Here is a 13,404-nt window from a genome sequence, read left to right as displayed (position 1 = left end):
TCCACCGCGTAAATTCCCGCATCTGCCCGGTTCCGGGGTGTCACCATGACCGCGTGACCGCCGTCGAGGTGTGGGAGGAGCGCGTCCGCTGGCCGTTGGCCGGTGCGGCGCTGCTGTTCCTGGCCGCCTACGCGACGCCGATCGTCTTCCCCGGCGTCCCGCACGACGTCCACGTCCTGTGCGACCTGCTGATCGCGGCCACCTGGGTGCTGTTCGCCGTCGACTACTTCGGCCGCCTGTACCTCAGCAAGGACCGCTGGCACTTCTTCCGCAAGAACGTGCTCGATCTCGCGGTGATCGCACTCCCCGTGCTGCGCCCGCTGCGGCTGCTGCGTCTGGTCGCGCTGATCGCGATCCTCAACCGGGCGGGCTCGGCCAGCCTGCGCGGTCGTGTCGTCATGTTCGCGATCGGTGGCACCGTCCTGCTGGTCACGTGCGGGGCGCTCGCCATCACCGACGCGGAGCGCGGCAAGCCCGGCAGCACGATCGCGAACGTGGGCGACGGGTTGTGGTGGGCGATGTCGACCATCACCACGGTCGGTTACGGCGACCGCTACCCCGTGACACCCACCGGGCGGTTCATCGCGGCCGCGCTGATGGTCGGTGGCATCGCGCTGCTCGGAGTGGTGACTGCGACGCTCGCGTCGTGGCTGGTCGAGCGCGTGGCCGAGGTCAACGAGCAGGAAGAGGCGGTGACCCGCACCGAGATCGACTCGCTCCTGGGGGAGATCCGGGCGTTGCGCGCGGAGATCGGGGCAATGTCCCACCGTGAGGACCCCGAACCGGTCGAACAATCATCTGGTTGAAATTTCGACGAGACTTCCGGAGAACTCCTCTGGAAGTCGCCTGAATGGCCGCGTGATTCTGCCCACACAGCGCATTCACAGTCGCTACTGTTCGCGTCATGCACACACTTCTCTCGACCGTCTCCACGACGTCGACCACGTCCTCCGGTGCCACAGGACTCATCTTCGGCATCTACCTCGTCGCCTACATCGCCCTCTTCGTCATCCCGATGTGGGTCATCTTCACGAAGGCCGGCGAGGCGGGCTGGCAGTCGATCATCCCGATCTGGAACTACATCGTCCTGATCAAGATCTCGGGCAAGCCGATGTGGTGGATCATCCTTTTCCTGATCCCGATCGTGAACATCGTGATCTGGATCCTCGTGCTCAACGGTCTGTCCGCGTCGTTCGGGCACGGGGCCGGATTCACCGTGGGCCTGTTCTTCCTGAGCGTGATCTTCTACTACATCCTCGCGTTCGACGGCAGCCAGTACCGGGGCCCCGGCGGCACCGTCGCCGTGCCAGGTGGCTACGCCACCGCCTGACCCGCAACCGGCCCGGCCGCACCCCTCGGCTCGAGGGGTGCGGCCGTTTGCGTGCGGCCTAGGGTGGTGCGGTTCCAGGATCGAGAGGACGTCGTGACAGAGCTGTCATACGAGGCGGTGGTGCGCACGCTGCGCACGGCCGGCTGCGTGTTCGCCGAGGACGAGGCGACACTCCTGCTCCAGTCCGCCCGGTCGACCGACGAGCTCGCGGCGATGCTCGAGCGCCGGGTGGCCGGTGAGCCGCTGGAAGTCGTCGTCGGATGGGCGTCGTTCTGCGGGCTGCGCATCGAGATCGACCCCGGCGTCTTCGTCCCGCGCCTGCGCACCGAGTTCCTGGTCGACGAGGCGGCCCGCCTGGTCGAGCTCGTCCGTCTCGTGCTCCCCTCGGACGAACCGGTCGTGGTCCTCGACCTGTGCTGCGGCTCCGGCGCGCTCGGGGTCGCCCTCGCCGAGACGCTCGACACCGACGTCGAGCTCTACGCCGTCGACATCGAGCCGGCGGCCGTGGCGTGCGCGACCCGTAACGTCGCCCCCGTCGGCGGGCTGGTCCTCCAGGGTGACCTGGACGAACCCCTGCCCGACCACCTGCTCGGCCGGGTCGAGGTGCTGCTGGCCAACGTGCCCTACGTGCCCACCCGCGTGATCGCCTCGATGCCCACGGAGGCCCGCGACCACGAGCCCCTCGTGACCCTCGACGGCGGTCCCGACGGCCTCGACGTGCTGCGTCGCGTCGCCGAGCTGGCCCCCCGGTGGCTGGCCCCGGGCGGCCACGTCCTCGTCGAGACCAGCGAGGGACAGGCCGACGACGCCTGCGCCGCGTTCGAGGCGGCGGGGCTCACCGCCCGGGTGGCCGTGGACGTCGACCGGGAGGCCACGGCCATCGTCGGGACCCTGCTCGCGGACTGACGCCGTCAGCGCCTGTTCTCGAGCCAGTTCGGGTTCGACATGAGGCCCAGGACGTTGCCGAACGGGTCCGTGACCGAGGCGGTGACGAAGCCGTGGCCGCGCTCGCGGATGCCGTCGTGCACGGCTGCACCCTGGTCGAGGGCCGCCTGGAAGGTCGCGGCGAGGTCGTCGACGTGCCAGTAGACGATCGCGCCTGAGGGGCCGCCCTGGGTGGGCGCGTAGCGGCGGTCGACGATCCCGAGCTCGTCGTGGTGGTCGCCCAGGCGGAACTCGACGTAGCCGTCGCGGACGAAGTACGGCTCGACACCCAGGAGGTCGGCGTACCAGGCGTGGGCGGCGTCGACGTCGTCGGCGAAGAACGAGACGTTGGCGATGCCGCGGAAGGAGGTGCGTGCCGATGTGTTCATGACTCCACTCTTCCGCGCAAAGTGCTCATCCTCTGAGCACGTTTCTGGCTAGCCTGAGATCGTGCGCGCAGACCGGTTGGTGGCGACGCTCCTGCTCATGCAGGCGCGTGGACGCGTGACGGCGGCCGAGATCGCGTCCGCGCTGGAGGTGTCGCTGGCGACCGCCCGCCGAGACCTGGAGGCGCTCTCGACGGCCGGGATCCCCGTCTACCCACAGCCCGGACGCGGCGGCGGTTGGTCGCTCGTCGGCGGTGCCCGCACCGACCTGACCGGCCTCACGTCGTCGGAGGCCCAGGCCCTCTTCCTGCTCGTCGGCCCGACGTCCGGACGGTCCGCGTCCGCCGTCTCCGCGCTGCGCAAGCTCGTGCGGGCGCTCCCCGAGACGTTCCGCGCCGACGCCGAGGCAGCGGCCCAGGCGGTGGTGGTGGACCGCGGGCCGTGGGGTGCCGCGGCGGCCGGGTCCGATGCCGTCCCGGCGGTGGTCGACGAGCTCCAGACAGCGGTCGTGCGACGCCGGCAGGTGTCGCTCGTGTACCGGTCCTCGCCGGAGCCGCGCGTGGTCGATCCGTGGGCGCTGGTCGACAAGGACGGGACCTGGTACCTGGTCGCGGGGACCTCGCACGGCCGACGGACGTTCCGCGTCGACCGCATCGTGTCCGTCGACGTTCTCGAGTCCGCCTTCTCGCGACCGCAGGCCCTCGACGTCGAGGCGGTCTGGGCCTCGGTGGTCGGCGAGCTGGAGGAACGTCGCTCGGTGGTGTCCGCGGAGGTGCTCGCTCCGGCGTGGCTCGTGCCCGTGCTGCAGCGGCAGTTCGGGCGGCACTGCGAAGTGCTCGGGCCCGACGACGACCGGGTGCGACTGCGGGTGGCCGCGCACCTGGCTCGGGCCGTCGCCGAGCAGCTCGCCGGCCACGGTTCGTCGATCGAGGTGGTCTCCCCGCCGGAGGTCGTCGCCGAGCTCGTCCGGATCGGACGCGAGCTGACGCAGGCCTATGTCGGTGGCGCTCGCTAGCGTGCCGGGATGAGGACTGAGGGGACGTTCACGGTCAGTGGGTTCACGCCGGTGCCCGTCGAGGTGCCCGATCCGGTGCAGACCGCGCTCGGCGTCGGGATCGCGACGATGCGCAAGCAGTACGCGGGCGCGGTCGAGGGCCGCTCCGTCACGTACTTCACCTCGGCGTTCGACCCCGAGAAGGGCGTCGGCACCTACGTGGCCCTGGAGTCGTTCGAGGGGTCCGTCGACGGGCTGTCGGGGTCGTTCAACTTCGCGCACGTGGCCTCGACCAGCGGGGACGACCGCTCAGGCGAGTTCTTCACGATCGTCGCCGGCAGCGGGACGGGCGAGCTGGCGGGCATCACGGGCGGAGGCGCCCTGGTCGTCGACGCCGACGGCACCCACCGGATGCGGTTCGAGTACTCGGTCGGTTAGGACGACAGCGCGCGGACCGTGTTGTTGCGGGCGTCGTGCGTCAGCTCGACCAGACCCAGCGACTCGAGCAGCGGCGGCAGGTACATGCCGAACCGCCCGCGGTACCCCTTGCGGAGCCCGTACCAGCCGCCGACGGGGTTCGCCTCGTCGCGACCCCATGCCTCGACCGTTCCGGCCGCCGCGGGCTTGTTCTCGTCCGCGGCACCGAGCGGCACCCAGTCGCCCTGCCCGAGCAGCCAGGTGTGCAGGTCGTGGATCGCGCTCAGGTGGTACTTCAGCGTCGTCGACCCGACCTGGCACACGAGCGCCGGGGGATCGGCGGCCTCGTCGCGGTACATCGTGTAGGCGGACGAGCCGGGCGCGGTGGTCAGCTGCCAGGGGTCGTCCTTGGTCCCAGTCCCGGCCATCGTGCGCCTCTCTTCGAGCATCGGCGGGGGATCGGTCGTCCCGATCAGACACCACTATCGACCGCCGAACCCGGTTCCGCCCAGGGGTGCTGACCTCCCGATCGGAGACGATCGCGCGACTACGCTCGCCGGAGCGCGACCGGACGGGCCGCGTACCCACGACCTACGGTGAGGTGATCGATGCGTCTGGTCGGTGAGGTGGCGGCGCAACCCTGGTACGACGGTGCCGCGACGATCGCCACGATCGTCGCCGCGCTGGGTGCGATCGGCGCCATCATCGTGGGGATCTTCACCATCCGGGAACGTGCGCAGGCGGACGCCCGGGCGCAGTGGTGGGCGCGGGTGCAGTGGGCCGTCGACCTCTCGTTCGAGGAGGAGCGGGCCCGGCGGACGGTCGGCTTCGAGGCCCTCGCGCTGCTCGCGCGCTCGCCGCTGGCCGGGTCGGGGGACCTCGACTTCCTACGCGGTCTGACGCTCGACTCGTTGGCCGCCGTGCACGGTCGTGGCGAGGGCCCGTTCACGCTGGACGACCGCGCCGACCGCGCCGCCAGCCAGAGCCACCGGACTCCCGTGGATCGTTCCGAGATCGCCGCCGCAGGGCTGCGCACGGCCACCGACGCGGCGCAGGGAGCGTCGACGCCGCCATGGATCGAGGAGCTCGCCGGCACGCGTCGTGGATGACCGTGCCCCCTGGTGAGACGGCGAAACCTCCGTCCCGCGCGCGAACCGGGCGCCGGAGCGGAGACGACCTTCGCACTTACGCACTTGTAAGACTTACTGGTCTGTAAGGGTTGACACCCGGCGTCCGTTCGGTACGTTTTGTCCCGGCCGGCCATCGCGTCCGGCGCACGGCGCCAACGACGGTGCCCCCTGTCCGCAGGGTCCGTCAGAACGACGTGCCCCCTGTGCGGAGAGAGGTACGCCCCACCATGCGACCACGTGAGAACGCTCCCCAAAAGATGACGGGTCATCGTCGACTCGCCTTCGCGGCGGTCGGCGCGACCGTCGCCCTCGTGCTCGTCCCGCTGGTCTCGGCGCCCGCAGAGGCGCACGGCGTCACCCCGCCCGTCGACCTGGGCGTGAACACGATCGTCTTCGACCCCAGCCAGCCGATTGCCGACATCCAGGCGAAGGTCGACCAGATCGCCGCCCAGCAGGTCGACGCGCAGTTCGGCGACGCCCGCTACTCCATCCTGTTCAAGCCGGGCACGTACGGCACACCTGAGCAACCCCTGCGCTTCCAGGTGGGGTACTTCACCGAGGTCGCCGGTCTCGGTCAGAACCCCGGCGACGTCGTCATCAACGGCGCGATCGAGGTCTACGACCGCTGCTACCCGACGGCGCCCGGCGCTCCCACGGACTGCACGGCCCTGAACAACTTCTGGCGGTCGCTGTCCAACCTGAGCATCCACTACGCGGCCGGGAACGCCGACGGCTGCCACGCGAGCGCCAACTTCTGGGCCACGTCGCAGGCCGTCTCCATCCGGCGCGTCAGCCTCACGGGCGCCCAGCTGTCGCTCATGGACTACTGCGGCGCGCCCCCCAACTACGCGTCCGGCGGGTTCATCGCGGACTCGCAGCTGCCCAACGTGGTCAGCGGCAGCCAGCAGCAGTGGCTGACCCGCAACAGCTCGGTCGCCGGGTGGAGCAACTCCGTCTGGAACCAGGTGTTCTCGGGTGTCATCGGCGCCCCGGCCGACGACTTCGGACCGGGCGTGCCCGGGCCGCTCACCAACAAGTACACGACCCTGCCGACGACGCCGGCCTCGAAGGAGAAGCCGTACCTGTTCGTCGACGCGAAGGGTGCGTACAACGTCTTCGTCCCGTCGGCGCAGACCAACAGCTCCGGCGCCTCGTGGGCCAACGGTCCGACGCCCGGCAAGGCGCTGCCGCTGAGCGGCTTCTATGTGGCCAAGCCGGGTGACTCCGCCGTCAAGATCAACGCGGAGCTGGCCCGCGGCAAGAACCTGCTGTTCACGCCGGGCGTCTACCACGTGAACCGCACGATCAACGTGCTCCACCCCAACACCGTGGTGCTCGGGATGGGCCTGGCGACGATCGTCCCGGACAACGGCGTGATCGGCATCCAGACCCTCGATGTCCCGGGCGTGGACATCGCGGGCCTGATCTTCGACGCCGGCACGGTGAACTCCCCGGCGCTCCTGCAGCTGGGCACCAAGATCTCGAAGCTCGACGGACTGGGCAAGCGGCAGTTCCTGAGCAGCGCGAGCAACCCGACCGCCGTGCAGGACGTGTTCTTCCGCATCGGCGGCGAGCATGTCGGCAAGGCCACCAACAGCCTCGTCGTCAACACGAACCAGACGATCGTCGACCACACCTGGGCCTGGCGCGCCGACCACGGCGACGGGGTCGGCTGGACCGTGAACACGGCAGACACCGGCGTGCTGGTGAACGGCAACGACGTCACCGCGACGGGCCTGTTCTCCGAGCACTTCCAGAAGTACGACGTCGTCTGGAACGGCGAGCGCGGCAAGACGATCTTCTTCCAGAACGAGATGCCGTACGACGCCCCGAACCAGGCCGCCTGGCAGCACGACGGCATCCTGGGGTACGCGGCCTACAAGGTGAACGACAAGGTCAAGACCCACGAGGCCTGGGGTCTGGGCAGCTACATCTACACCAACGTCGACCCGACCCTGCACGCCACCCAGGCGTTCGAGGTGCCGGTGACGCCCGGTGTGACGCTGCACCACCTCCTGACCATCTCGCTCAACGGCGCCGGCACGATCGACCACGTGGTCAACGGCATCGGGGAGGCCGTCACGCCGACGGTCCAGGGACCGGCGGTGGTTCAGCAGTACCCGTGATGCCCCGCAGGTAGCACGTGTTCGATCCTGTACGCACGGCACCACCGGCGACGCCCGGTCCCGCGGTCGACAACCGCGGGCCCGGGCGTTGCTGCGTCCGTCCGGCACGCTCGTCGGACCGGCCTGTCGAAGACGGCGACGGCCGTTCGACGTGGTGGTGAAGGTCCGATCCCGGCACTAGCGTCGGGACGGCATCCACATCGAGGGAGTTCGCCATGAAGGTTCTGGTCATGATCAAGAGCGACGGTGTCGACGAGGCTGCGGCCAAGCCGAACGACGAGATGTTCGCGGTGATGAACGCGTACAACGAGCAGCTGGTGAACGCCGGGATCATGCTCGGCGGCGAGGGCCTCAAGCCCAGCTCGGAGGGCGCCAAGGTGGTGTTCGCGACGAGCGGCGAGACGTCGGTGGTCGACGGTCCGTTCACGGAGGCCAAGGAGATCGTCGCCGGCTACTGGATCTGGCAGGTCAGCTCGCTCGACGAGGCGACCGAGTGGGCCAAGCGGTGCCCGTCGACGCCGGGGATCCGTTCGGTGCTCGAGATCCGGCCGTTCTTCGAGATGGCGGACTTCGAGCAGGTCCTCTCCCCGGAGACCATCGCCAAGGAGCAGGACCTGATCGCGCGCGCCGAGGCGCAGCAGAACGCCTGAGGTCGGTCCGTCCCGATGAGCGACGCGCGGCGGACCGTCGAGGTCGTCTGGCGGATCGAGTCGCCGCGGCTGATCGCCTCGCTCACCCGACTGGTCCGGGACGTCGGCCTGGCCGAGGAGCTCGCGCAGGACGCGTTCGTCGCGGCCCTCGAGCAGTGGCCCACCGACGGCGTCCCGGACAAGCCCGGTGCCTGGCTGATGACGACGGCCAGGCGCCGGGCCATCGACCTGATCCGGCGCGAGCACAACCGGGACGCGAAGTACGCGGTCCTCGCTCAGGACCTGACAGACGTGGCGCCCGTCGACGGGATCGTCGAGGATCCCGTCGGCGACGACCTGCTCTCGCTGGTGTTCCTCACCTGCCACCCGGTGCTGCCCAAGGAGTCCCGGATCGCGCTGACGCTGCGGCTGTTCGGCGGACTGACCACGGACGAGATCGCCCGCGCCTACCTGACCCCGAGCGCGACGATCGGCCAGCGGATCTCGCGCGCCAAGCGGACGCTCGCCGAGGCGCACATCCCGTTCGAGGTGCCGCAGGCCGACCAGCTGCCGGCCCGCGTGGGCTCCGTGCTCGAGGTGATCTACCTGATCTTCACCGAGGGGTACGCGGCCACCAGCGGCGACGAGTGGGTGCGTCGCGACCTTGCCGACGAGGCGATGCGCCTGGGTCGCGTCCTGGCCGGGCTGCTTCCGCGCGAGCCCGAGGTGCACGGTCTGGTCGCGCTCATGGAGCTGCAGGCCTCCCGGTTCGACGCCCGCGGGTCCGGGACGCTGCTCCAGCACCAGGACCGACGCTTCTGGGACCGCCAGCTGATCGAGCACGGACTACGGGCGCTCGACAGCGCGATCGCGCTGGGCCGCCCGCTGGGGCCCTACACGCTGCAGGCCGCGATCGCCGCCTGCCACAGCCGGGCGCCGAGCTTCGAGACCACCGACTGGGAGGCCGTCGTCGCGCTCTACGACGCCCTCGCGCAGCTCACGCCGAGTCCCGTCGTCGAGCTGAACCGGGCCGTCGCCGTGCTGCACGCCGACGGACCGCAGGCCGCGCTGGACGCTCTGGACGCGATCGCCGGCGACCCGCGGATGGCTCGCTACCACCTGCTCGGCGCGGTCCGCGCGGAGGTCCTGACGCAGCTCGGCCGAACGACCGAGGCCGCCGCCGAGCTGGAACGCGCCGCCGACCTGGCCCCGACCAGGCGCGAGCGGGACCTCCTGCTCGAACGCGCGGCGGCCACCGTTCCCGACTAGAGCACCTCGGCAGGACGACTGCTACCGTCGGGCCATGCGCTTCTTCGACCTGCTCCTTACCCGGCCGCGCTGAGCCCGGGTACGAGTCAGCGCGGCGAGCCCCTCCGGTGCGAGGGGCTTTTTCGTACCCGGACCCCGTTGATCCTCGGTGACGAAGGAGCAGGACCCGTGCACGAGATCGAGAGCAGATGGCAAGCCACCTGGGAGCGGTTGTTCGAGGCCGAGGACGACGGCAGCAGACCCCGGCGGTACCTGCTGACGATGTTCCCGTACCCGTCGGGCGACCTGCACATGGGCCATGCCGAGGTGTTCGCGCTGGCCGACGTGGTCGCCCGCTACTGGCGGCTGAAGGGGTTCGACGTGCTGTTCCCGATCGGGTGGGACTCGTTCGGGCTGCCCGCGGAGAACGCCGCCCGCAAGCGCGGTGAGCACCCGGCGACGTTCACCTACGACAACATCGAGACGCAGGCGCGGTCGCTGCGCCGGTACGGCGTCTCGTTCGACTGGTCGCGGCGGCTGCACACGTCCGACCCCGAGTACCTGCGCTGGACCCAGTGGTTGTTCCTCACCATGCACGAACGCGGGCTGGCCTACCGCGCCCCGGGCGTCGTGAACTGGTGCGCGCAGGACGCCACGGTGCTGGCCAACGAGCAGGTGGTGGACGGCCGGTGCGAGCGGTGCGGGTCGGCCGTCGAGGCGCGCGAGCTGACCCAGTGGTACCTGCGGATCACGGACTACGCGGACCGGCTGGTCGACGACATGGCGTCGCTGGAGGGTGTGTGGCCCGAGCACGTGCTGACCATGCAGCGGAACTGGATCGGGCGCTCCACCGGCGACGACGGCTCGACCACCTACCGGTTGCACGACTGGCTGGTCTCGCGGCAGCGGTCCTGGGGTACCCCGATCCCGATCGTGCACTGCCCGGGCTGCGGCGAGGTCCCGGTGCCGCTCGACCAGCTGCCGGTGCTGCTGCCCTGGGGCGAGCCCGTCGCGCCGGTGCCGTGCCCGCGCTGCGGCGGTCCGGCCCGGCGCGAGACCGACACCCTGGACACCTTCGTCGACTCGTCCTGGTACTTCCTGCGCTACTGCTCACCCGGTCGCGAGGACGTCCCGTTCGACGTCGAGGACGTGCGGCGCTGGATGCCCGCCACCCGGTACGTCGGCGGCGTCGAGCACGCGATCCTGCACCTGCTGTACAGCCGGTTCGTCACCAAGGTCCTGCACGACGCCGGGCTGGTGGACGCCGTCGAGCCGTTCGCGTCGCTGCTGAACCAGGGGCAGGTGCTCAACGGCGGCAAGGCGATGAGCAAGTCGCTGGGCAACGGCGTGGCCCTGGGCGAGCAGCTGGACCGGTACGGGGTCGACGCGGTCCGCCTGACCATGGTCTTCGCCGGACCGCCCGAGGACGACATCGACTGGGCCGACCTGTCGCCGGCCAGGATGCGGCGGTTCCTGGCGCGGGCGCTGCGGCTGGCGCGGGACGTGCGGCCCGGGCCGGCCGACGAGGCCCTGCGGCGCACGACGCATCGGACGGTGCACGACTGCGAGGAGCTGCTGGAGGCGTCACGGTTCAACGTGGTGGTGGCACGCGTGATGAAGCTCGTCTCGGCGGCTCGCCGGGCGATCGACCGGGGCTCGGACGCTCGGGAGGCCGTCGAGGTGGTCGCCGTCCTGCTGAGCCTGGTTGCGCCGTACACCGCCGAGGAGATGTGGGAGGCGCTCGGCCACGAGCCGTCGGTCGCATCGGCGAGGTGGCCCGTGGTGGACACGGCGATGCTGGTCGACGAGACCGTGGAGGCCGTCGTCCAGGTCGACGGCAAGGTCCGCGACCGCCTCGAGGTGCCGACGACGGTCACCGCGGACGAGCTGGTGGCGTGGGCCGTGGCCCGACCCGCGGTCGCGCGCGCGATCGGCTCGCGCACGGTGAGCCGCACGGTCGCGCGTCCGCCCCGTCTGGTGAATGTCGTGACGGATCCGGGTGGCGGTGAGGAACGATGAGCCCCGTGATGACACCGTTCGCCCTGGAGGGTCGCCACGTGCGGCTCGAGCCCCTGACCCTCGACCACGTGGACGCGCTCGCTGCGGCCGGAGCCGGAGAGCGCGGGAGCTTCGTGTACACGTGGGTGCCGGACGGGCGGGGCGACGCCGAGTCCTACGTGCGTGGCGGGCTCGACCAGCCGCGGTCCGTGCCGTTCGCGGTGCGCCGGCTCATCGACGACGCGATCGTCGGCAGCACGCGCTTCCTGGACCTCGACGTGTTCACGGCGCCGTCGCCGTGGCCCCCGGGCGTGCCCGGCATCGAACCGACCGACGAGCGGCCGCCGTCCGTCGCCGAGATCGGGAGCACCTGGTACGCGGCGAGCGCGCAGCGGACCGCGGTCAACACCGAGACCAAGCTCCTGCTCCTCACGCACGCGTTCGAGGTCTGGCGGGTGCTGCGCGTGACCCTCAAGACGGATGCGCGCAACGCGGCGTCGCGGGCCGCGATCGAGCGGGTGGGCGGCAGCTTCGAGGGTGTCCGGCGGGCGCACACGATGGCGACCGACGGGACGGTGCGCGACACGGCGTACTTCTCGATCGTCGCGGCGGAGTGGTTCGGGGTCCGCGCCGGCCTGGTGGCCCGGCTCGGGTCCTAGGCGGTCAGGGCGTCGCGACGGGAGTCGAGGAACGCGCGTTCGGCGGCGTTCTCGGTGAGCGAGGACGCACGGGCGTACTCCGCGGCGGCCTCGTCGCGACGGGACAGCCTCCGCAGGAAGTCGGCGCGCACGGCGTGGAAGAGCGCGAACCTGTCCAACGGCAGGTCGTCGACGAGGGCGAGGCCCGCGGCGGGTCCGTCGACCTCCGCGACCGCGACCGCCCGGTTCAGCGCGACGACCGGGCTGGGCGCGACCGCGAGCAGCTGGTCGTAGAGCGCCACCACCTGCCACCACGGCGTCTCCGCGGCCGTCGGGGCCGACGCGTGCACGGCCTGGATGGCGGCCTGCAGCTGGTACGGACCCGGCTGGTTGCGGCGCAGGGACTCGCGGACGAGCCCCAGACCCTCGGCGATCATCGCCCGGTCCCACAGGGCACGGTCCTGGTCGGCGAGCAGGACGAGGGTGGGCCGGGCGGCGCGCCGCGCGTCGACCAGGAGCATCAGCGCGAGCAGGCCGGCGGCCTCGGGCTCGTCGGGCATGAGCTCGACCAGCAGCCGACCCAGCCGGACGGCCTCGGTGCACAGGTCGTCGCGCACCAGCGACGGTCCGCTGGAGGCGTGGTGGCCCTCGGTGAAGACGAGGTACACCACCGCGAGCACGGCGCGGAGCCGGTCGGGCAGGTCGGGGTCGGACGGCACGCGGTAGGGGATGCGCGCGTCCCGGATCTTGCCCTTCGCCCGCACGAGCCGCTGCTGCATCGTCGGCACGGGCACGAGGAACGCGTGCGCGATCTCCTCGGTGCTCAGGCCGCCGACCATCCGCAGCGTCAGCGCCACCTGCGCCTCCGGCGAGAGCGCCGGGTGGCAGCAGGTGAACAGGAGGCGGAGCTGGTCGTCACGCACCGGACCCACCTCCACGTGCTCCTGGGCGAACAGCAGCGCGGCCTGGGCGTGCCGGTCGTGACGCGACGCCTCCCGCCGCAGCCGGTCGATGGCCTTGCGCCGCGCCGTGGTGACGATCCAGCCGGCCGGGCTCGGCGGCAGGCCCTCGGCCGGCCAGTGCTCTACGGCTGCGACGAACGCGTCCTGGACCGCCTCCTCGGCGACGTCCAGCGACCCGAAGGACCGGGCCAGCACCGCGACGGCGCGGCCGTGCTCCGTGCGGAACACGGCCGCGATCTCGTCGTCGGAGATCCTCACTCGCGGAACGGTCGCACCTCGATGGGCAGCGTCGTGGCCACGGCCAGCTTGCCGCCCCACGACATCGCCTCGTCCAGGTCGTCGACGTCGACGATGGTGAAGCCGCCGAGGTGCTCCTTGCCCTCGACGTAGGGGCCGTCGGTGGTGAGCACCTCGCCGTCCTTCGAGCGCAGCACGGTCGCCGTGCTCGGGTTGTGCAGGCCGCCGGCGAACACCCAGACCCCGGCGTCCCGCATGTCCTGGTCGACCACACCGACCGCTCGCATGATCGGGTCCAGGAACTCGGGTCCGGGCATCGGGCCGTCGGGCTCGATCACGCTCAGCAGGTAGTGGCTCATGGTGTCCTCCTCGGGGTCACGTCGCC

15 protein-coding genes are annotated in these 13,404 nt (G+C 71.1%); 11 read left to right on the top strand and 4 right to left on the bottom strand.

Going from position 1 to position 13,404, the window contains the following annotated elements:
* The first annotated feature begins 53 nt into the window (after nucleotides 1–53).
* The 3 genes from ACPPVS_RS18375 to ACPPVS_RS18365 all read left to right on the top strand — a co-directional run bounded on the left by ACPPVS_RS18375 (nucleotide 54) and on the right by ACPPVS_RS18365 (nucleotide 2,236).
* Nucleotides 54–806, top strand: a complete 753-nt coding sequence (locus tag ACPPVS_RS18375) for a potassium channel family protein (RefSeq protein ID WP_426593686.1) — start codon at nucleotides 54–56, stop codon at nucleotides 804–806.
* 98 nt (nucleotides 807–904) lie between these two features.
* Entirely contained in the window at nucleotides 905–1,330 is a 426-nt protein-coding gene (locus ACPPVS_RS18370) for a DUF5684 domain-containing protein (protein ID WP_426593684.1), read from the top strand.
* A 93-nt stretch (nucleotides 1,331–1,423) separates the two neighbouring features.
* Nucleotides 1,424–2,236 (top strand): putative protein N(5)-glutamine methyltransferase, encoded by an 813-nt coding sequence (locus ACPPVS_RS18365; protein WP_426593683.1) that lies wholly within the window; start codon nucleotides 1,424–1,426, stop codon nucleotides 2,234–2,236.
* Between the two features lie 5 nt (nucleotides 2,237–2,241).
* Here ACPPVS_RS18365 and ACPPVS_RS18360 read toward each other — a convergent pair whose 3' ends face one another.
* A complete protein-coding gene (locus ACPPVS_RS18360; protein WP_426593681.1) occupies nucleotides 2,242–2,643 on the bottom strand; it encodes a VOC family protein in 402 nt (133 codons plus the stop codon).
* Nucleotides 2,644–2,704: 61 nt separating this feature from the next.
* On the opposite strand from ACPPVS_RS18360, the gene ACPPVS_RS18355 reads away from it, so the two are divergent.
* Together ACPPVS_RS18355 and ACPPVS_RS18350 are read left to right on the top strand one after the other, a co-directional pair.
* Complete coding sequence (locus ACPPVS_RS18355; RefSeq protein WP_426593680.1) at nucleotides 2,705–3,655, top strand: helix-turn-helix transcriptional regulator; 951 nt, start codon at nucleotides 2,705–2,707, stop codon at nucleotides 3,653–3,655.
* Between the two features lie 9 nt (nucleotides 3,656–3,664).
* Complete coding sequence (locus tag ACPPVS_RS18350) at nucleotides 3,665–4,072, top strand: DUF3224 domain-containing protein (protein WP_426593679.1); 408 nt, start codon at nucleotides 3,665–3,667, stop codon at nucleotides 4,070–4,072.
* On the opposite strand, the gene ACPPVS_RS18345 is transcribed toward ACPPVS_RS18350, so the two are convergent.
* Nucleotides 4,069–4,479 (bottom strand): DUF6855 family protein, encoded by a 411-nt coding sequence (locus ACPPVS_RS18345; RefSeq protein ID WP_426593678.1) that lies wholly within the window; start codon nucleotides 4,477–4,479, stop codon nucleotides 4,069–4,071. The two genes, ACPPVS_RS18350 and ACPPVS_RS18345, sit on opposite strands and share 4 nt — an antisense overlap.
* Before the next feature lie 180 nt (nucleotides 4,480–4,659).
* On the opposite strand from ACPPVS_RS18345, the gene ACPPVS_RS18340 reads away from it, so the two are divergent.
* The 6 genes from ACPPVS_RS18340 (at nucleotide 4,660) to ACPPVS_RS18315 (ending at nucleotide 11,841) form a co-directional block, all read left to right on the top strand.
* Nucleotides 4,660–5,160, top strand: coding sequence for a hypothetical protein (locus tag ACPPVS_RS18340; RefSeq protein WP_426593677.1), 501 nt, complete (start codon nucleotides 4,660–4,662; stop codon nucleotides 5,158–5,160).
* Between the two features lie 278 nt (nucleotides 5,161–5,438).
* Nucleotides 5,439–7,307 carry an adenylyl cyclase gene (locus tag ACPPVS_RS18335; protein WP_426593676.1) on the top strand — a complete coding sequence of 623 codons (1,869 nt, stop codon included), beginning with the start codon at nucleotides 5,439–5,441 and terminating at the stop codon, nucleotides 7,305–7,307.
* 215 nt (nucleotides 7,308–7,522) lie between these two features.
* A complete protein-coding gene (locus ACPPVS_RS18330; RefSeq protein ID WP_426593675.1) occupies nucleotides 7,523–7,957 on the top strand; it encodes a YciI family protein in 435 nt (144 codons plus the stop codon).
* A gap of 15 nt (nucleotides 7,958–7,972) precedes the next feature.
* On the top strand, nucleotides 7,973–9,205 hold the full coding sequence (locus tag ACPPVS_RS18325; protein ID WP_426593674.1) for an RNA polymerase sigma factor: 1,233 nt from the start codon (nucleotides 7,973–7,975) through the stop codon (nucleotides 9,203–9,205).
* 168 nt (nucleotides 9,206–9,373) lie between these two features.
* A complete protein-coding gene (locus ACPPVS_RS18320; protein WP_426593673.1) occupies nucleotides 9,374–11,203 on the top strand; it encodes a class I tRNA ligase family protein in 1,830 nt (609 codons plus the stop codon).
* Complete coding sequence (locus tag ACPPVS_RS18315) at nucleotides 11,200–11,841, top strand: GNAT family N-acetyltransferase (protein ID WP_426593672.1); 642 nt, start codon at nucleotides 11,200–11,202, stop codon at nucleotides 11,839–11,841. Before ACPPVS_RS18320 ends, ACPPVS_RS18315 begins: the two co-directional genes overlap by 4 nt.
* On the opposite strand, the gene ACPPVS_RS18310 is transcribed toward ACPPVS_RS18315, so the two are convergent.
* Together ACPPVS_RS18310 and ACPPVS_RS18305 are read right to left on the bottom strand one after the other, a co-directional pair.
* On the bottom strand, nucleotides 11,838–13,040 hold the full coding sequence (locus ACPPVS_RS18310; protein WP_426593671.1) for an RNA polymerase sigma factor: 1,203 nt from the start codon (nucleotides 13,038–13,040) through the stop codon (nucleotides 11,838–11,840). The two genes, ACPPVS_RS18315 and ACPPVS_RS18310, sit on opposite strands and share 4 nt — an antisense overlap.
* Nucleotides 13,037–13,378, bottom strand: coding sequence for a YciI family protein (locus tag ACPPVS_RS18305; RefSeq protein WP_426593669.1), 342 nt, complete (start codon nucleotides 13,376–13,378; stop codon nucleotides 13,037–13,039). Before ACPPVS_RS18305 ends, ACPPVS_RS18310 begins: the two co-directional genes overlap by 4 nt.
* Nucleotides 13,379–13,404 lie beyond the last annotated feature (26 nt).

It is taken from the genome of Cellulomonas sp. McL0617 (assembly GCF_049994875.1).
Taxonomy (GTDB): Bacteria; Actinomycetota; Actinomycetes; order Actinomycetales; family Cellulomonadaceae; genus Cellulomonas.
This window is presented reverse-complemented; position numbering and strand designations above follow the sequence as displayed.